Source organism: Collinsella sp. AF14-35 (assembly GCF_003464565.1).
Taxonomy (GTDB): Bacteria; Actinomycetota; Coriobacteriia; order Coriobacteriales; family Coriobacteriaceae; genus Collinsella.
Genome location: NZ_QRZD01000043.1, coordinates 1 through 5,108 on the forward strand (window position 1 = coordinate 1; position 5,108 = coordinate 5,108).

A 5,108-nucleotide genomic window follows, 5' to 3' on the forward strand; every position below is an offset into this window, starting at 1 on the left:
ACGGCTCGGTGCCGTCCACCGGTCAGCGGCGCCCTGGCCTCCCACGGGCTGGCCCCGCAGTACTCTCGGCGCGATGGGGCTTAGCTTCCGGGTTCGGAACGGGACCGGGCGTGCCCCCCATGCTCTGGCCGCTGACCGGTGGGCGGCGCCCACCGTTACGGTGTCCTGGGTCTAACATCTACGTGCCCTGGGGGCCGCATGGCGCATAGGAAAGATCTGACTCGGGGGCATCCTCGTGCCCGGACCGCGCATGAGCGCGAAGTCCCGCGGGCCGCGAGGTGCGGTTCCGGAAGAGCTCGGGCGATTAGTGCGGCTCGGCTGAGGCTGTCGCCAGCCTTGCACCTGCCGTCTATCGACCAGGTAGTCTACCTGGGCCCTTACCGGAAGGAGAACTAATCCCTGGAACGGCTTCCCGCTTAGATGCCTTCAGCGGTTATCCGCGCCGCACGCGGCTACCCGGCCGTGCCGTTGGTCGACAACCGGTTCACCGGAGGTGCGTCCACCCCGGTCCTCTCGTACTGGGGGCAGCCTCCATCGATTCTCCTGCGCCCACGGAGGATAGGGACCGAACTGTCTCACGACGTTCTGAACCCAGCTCGCGTACCGCTTTAAACGGCGAACAGCCGTACCCTTGGGACCTGCTCCAGCCCCAGGATGCGATGAGCCGACATCGAGGTGCCAAACCTTGCCGTCGATGTGGACTCTTGGGCAAGATCAGCCTGTTATCCCCGGAGTACCTTTTATCCGTTGAGCGACGGCCCACCCACTCGGGGCCGCCGGATCACTAGAGCCTGCTTTCGCACCTGCTCGGCTTGTGGGCCTCGCAGTCAAGCCCGCTTGTACTCTTGCATTCAAAAGGACGGTTGCCGACCGTCCCGAGCGGACCTTCGCGCGCCTCCGTTACCCTTTAGGAGGCGACCGCCCCAGTCAAACTGCCCGCCTGGCACGGTCCCCGAGCCGGTTGACGGCCTCGGGTTAGGACGCCGGTCGCGCGAGGGCAGTATTCCAAGGGCGGCTCCCCGGGGGCTGGCGCCTCCGGATCTGTGCCTCCTGCCTATCCTCTACACGCGGGACCAGCGGCCAATGCCAAGCTGCAGTGAAGGTTCACGGGGTCTCTCCGTCCTTCCGCGGGTAAGTCGCATCTTCACGACCAGTGCAATTTCACCGGGTCCATGGTCGAGACAGCGCCCAAGTCGTTGCGCCTTTCGTGCAGGTCGGAACTTACCCGACAAGGAATTTCGCTACCTTAGGACCGTTATAGTTACGGCCGCCGTTTACCGGGGCTTGGCTTCGGGGCTTCGCGCGATGCGCTAACTCCTCCGCGTGACCTTCCGGCACCGGGCAGGCGTCAGACCCTATACGTCGCCTTGCGGCTTCTGCAGAGTCCTGTGTTTTTGGTAAACAGTCGCTTGGGCCTCTCCACTGCGGCCCGCCTCCGCTCCCGGAGCAAGTCCGTTCACGTACGCGCGGGCACCCCTTCTCCCGAAGTTACGGGGCCATTGTGCCGAGTTCCTTGACCATGGTTGACCCGATCGCCTCGGTATGTTCTACCCACCCACCTGTGTCGGTTTGCGGTACGGGCGCGCACGCGCCTGCCTAGGGGTTTTTCTAGGGACCTCGGGCTCACTCGCTTCGCTCAATCGCTTCGTCCGGAGCCTCGCCCTGTGTGCGGACCGGATTTCCCTGGTCCGCGGGCCGCGCTCCATCACGGGGACGTCCAGAACCCCGCCGAGCCACCCCCATCCGTCGCCCCGTCGGTCGTAGCGCCGCGTGCGCGGTGCAGGAATGTCTGCCTGCTGCGCGTCGGCTACGCCTCCCGGCCTCGCCTTAGCCCCCGACTGACCCTGGGAGGATTAGCCTTGCCCAGGAAACCTCGGGTTCACGGCGGACGAGTTACTCTCTCGTCTCTCGCTACTCATGCCAGCATTCTCACTCCCATGCGCTCCACCGCCGGTCGCCCGGCGGCTTCCCCGCCCATGGGAAGCTCCCCTACCGATTCTATATAGATAAAATCCCGCCGCTTCGGTGTCCAGCTTAGCCCCGTGTATTGTCGGCGCATGTCCACTCGACCAGTGAGCTGTTACGCACTCTTTGAATGCATGGCTGCTTCTAAGCCAACATCCTGGTTGTCTGGGCGGACGCACATCCTTTGCCACTCGGCTGGAACTTGGGGACCTTAGCGGGCGGTCCGGGCTGTTTCCCTCTCGAGCACACAGCTTAGCCCACATGCTCTGACTGCCGCGCTCTGGGCCGCCGGCATTCGGAGTTCGGTTGGATTCGGTAGGCGGCGAAGCCCCCTCGTCCATCCGGTGCTCTACCTCCGGCGGTGAACGCGCGACGCTAGCCCTAAAGCTATTTCGGGGAGAACGAGATATCTCCGGGTTTGATTGGCCTTTCACCCCTATCCGCAGGTCATCGCCGCCGTTTTCAACCGACGTGCGTTCGGCCCTCCACGGGGTCTTACCCCCGCTTCAGCCTGCCCACGGATAGCTCACCCGGCTTCGCGTCCGCGGCGCGGGACTCAAGTCGCCCTGTTAAGGCTCGCTTTCGCTACGGCTCCCTTTCGGTTAACCTCGCCCCGCGCCAGCGACTCGCTGGCTCATTCTACAAAAGGCACGCCGTCACACCACAAGGGTGCTCCGACTGCTCGTGGGCGCACGGTTTCAGGTACTGTTTCACTCCCCTCCCGGGGTGCTTTTCACCTTTCCCTCACGGTACTGGTGCGCTATCGGTCACAGGGTAGTACTCAGGCTTGGATGGTGGTCCACCCAGGTTCGGACCGGGTTTCACGTGCCCGGCCCTACTCAGGGACCGCGTCGCGCCGTCCGGTCTGGGTTCGCGTACGGGGCTGTCACCCGCTGCGGCCGGCCCTCCCATGCCGTTCCGCTCCCCAGCCGGACCTGCGCCCGGGGGCGGCAGCCCCCGGATGCGCGGCCCTGCAACCCCGCCGGCGGAACCCCTGCCGGGTACGCCCGCTCGACGGTTTGGCCATCGGTCCCCTTTCGCTCGCCGCTACTCGGGGAGTCTCGAGATTGATTTCCTCTCCTCCGGGTACTTAGATGTTTCAGTTCCCCGGGTTGTCCTCCCCGCCCCTATGTGTTCGGGGTGGGGATATCCACACTGCTGTGGATGGGTTCGCCCATTCGGAGACCCCCGGGTCGAAGGATGTGTGCTCCTCGCCGGGGATTATCGCAGCTTGCCGCGTCCTTCATCGGCTCCCTGTGCCAAGGCATCCGCCGTGCGCCCGTGGTATCTTGCGGGACCGCATCGGGCCCGCGGGATATCCACGTGTCGCTAATTAAGTTAAATTAATCGATATCATGAATAGCGCTCGTATGTCGCAATTCGGGTATCTCATACCGCGGCACAGTGTATTCACTGTGCTCGCGATCAGATGCTCCTCACTCATTTATAAGTGAATTCTTCTTGTTTGGATCGGATGAATGATTGCTATCATTCTTGATTTAATCGCAGAAAAGAATCGAGTCTGGAAGAATGATCTTCCATCTCTCTCCTATCGCTATGCGGCTCTCAAGGTACGCGGGTGCGACCCCGGGGACCGGGTGCTGCGGGGACATATCCTGGCGGACATCTACCGGACGGGCTCCTGCCCTCTATTCGAGTTAAGTTGATCTCTCTAGAAGATTTATCTCCCTAGAAAGGAGGTGATCCAGCCGCACCTTCCGGTACGGCTACCTTGTTACGACTTCACCCCCCTCACCCTCCACACCTTCGGCGCCTCCCCCCTTGACGGTTGGGCCGGCGACTTCGGGTGCAGACGACTCGGGTGGTGTGACGGGCGGTGTGTACAAGGCCCGGGAACGCATTCACCGCGGCATGCTGATCCGCGATTACTAGCAACTCCGACTTCATGGGGGCGGGTTGCAGCCCCCAATCCGAACTGGGGCCGGCTTTCCGGGATCCGCTCCCCCTCGCGGGGTGGCATCCCTCTGTACCGGCCATTGTAGCACGTGTGCAGCCCAGGGCATAAGGGGCATGATGACTTGACGTCGTCCCCGCCCTCCTCCGCCTTGACGGCGGCGGTCCCGCGTGGGTTCCCGGCATCACCCGATGGCAACACGCGGCGGGGGTTGCGCTCGTTGCGGGACTTAACCCAACATCTCACGACACGAGCTGACGACAGCCATGCACCACCTGTATGGGCTCCTCTCGGCCACGGGGTCTCCCCCGCTTCACCCATATGTCAAGCCCTGGTAAGGTTCTTCGCGTTGCTTCGAATTAAGCCACATGCTCCGCTGCTTGTGCGGGCCCCCGTCAATTCCTTTGAGTTTTAGCCTTGCGGCCGTACTCCCCAGGCGGGACGCTTAATGCGTTGGCTGCGGCACGGGGGGATCGTCCCCCCACACCTAGCGTCCATCGTTTACGGCTGGGACTACCAGGGTATCTAATCCTGTTCGCTCCCCCAGCTTTCGCGCCTCAGCGTCGGTCTCGGCCCAGAGGGCCGCCTTCGCCACCGGTGTTCCACCCGATATCTGCGCATTCCACCGCTACACCGGGTGTTCCACCCTCCCCTACCGGACCCAAGCCGCGGAGGTTCCGGGGGCTTCGGGGGGTTGAGCCCCCCGCTTCGACCCCCGGCCTGCCGGGCCGCCTACGCGCGCTTTACGCCCAATGAATCCGGATAACGCTCGCCCCCTACGTATTACCGCGGCTGCTGGCACGTAGTTAGCCGGGGCTTCTTCTGCAGGTACAGTCTTGACTCTTCCCTGCTGAAAGCGGTTTACGACCCGAAGGCCTCCGTCCCGCACGCGGCGTCGCTGCGTCAGGGTTCCCCCCATTGCGCAAGATTCCCCACTGCTGCCTCCCGTAGGAGTCTGGGCCGTGTCTCAGTCCCAATCTGGCCGGTCGGTCTCTCAACCCGGCTACCCGTTGTCGGCACGGTGGGCCGTCACCCCGCCGTCTACCTGATGGGCCGCGGAGCCATCCCCTCCCGTCGGGGCTTTAGCCGGGGTGCCATGCGGCACCCCGGGGTATCCGGTATTACCCGTCCTTTCGGGCGGCTATCCCGGGGGAGGGGGCAGGTTCTCCACGTGTTACTCAGCCGTTCGCCACTCGCTTCCACCCGAAGGTGGGTGCCGTTCGACTTG

Annotated in this window: 3 rRNA genes (1 of these 3 running past the window's edge); all 3 read right to left on the minus strand. The window is 63.9% G+C overall.

What is annotated here, in order from left to right:
* Window positions 1-20 precede the first annotated feature (20 nt).
* Window positions 21-136 (minus strand): 5S ribosomal RNA (rrf, locus tag DWW12_RS09490).
* A 148-nt stretch (window positions 137-284) separates the two neighbouring features.
* Window positions 285-3,260: ribosomal RNA gene (locus tag DWW12_RS09495) — 23S ribosomal RNA — on the minus strand.
* 398 nt (window positions 3,261-3,658) lie between these two features.
* Window positions 3,659-5,108: ribosomal RNA gene (locus tag DWW12_RS09500) — 16S ribosomal RNA — on the minus strand (it continues 84 nt past the right edge of the window).
* The 16S, 23S and 5S rRNA genes sit together here, the layout of an rRNA operon.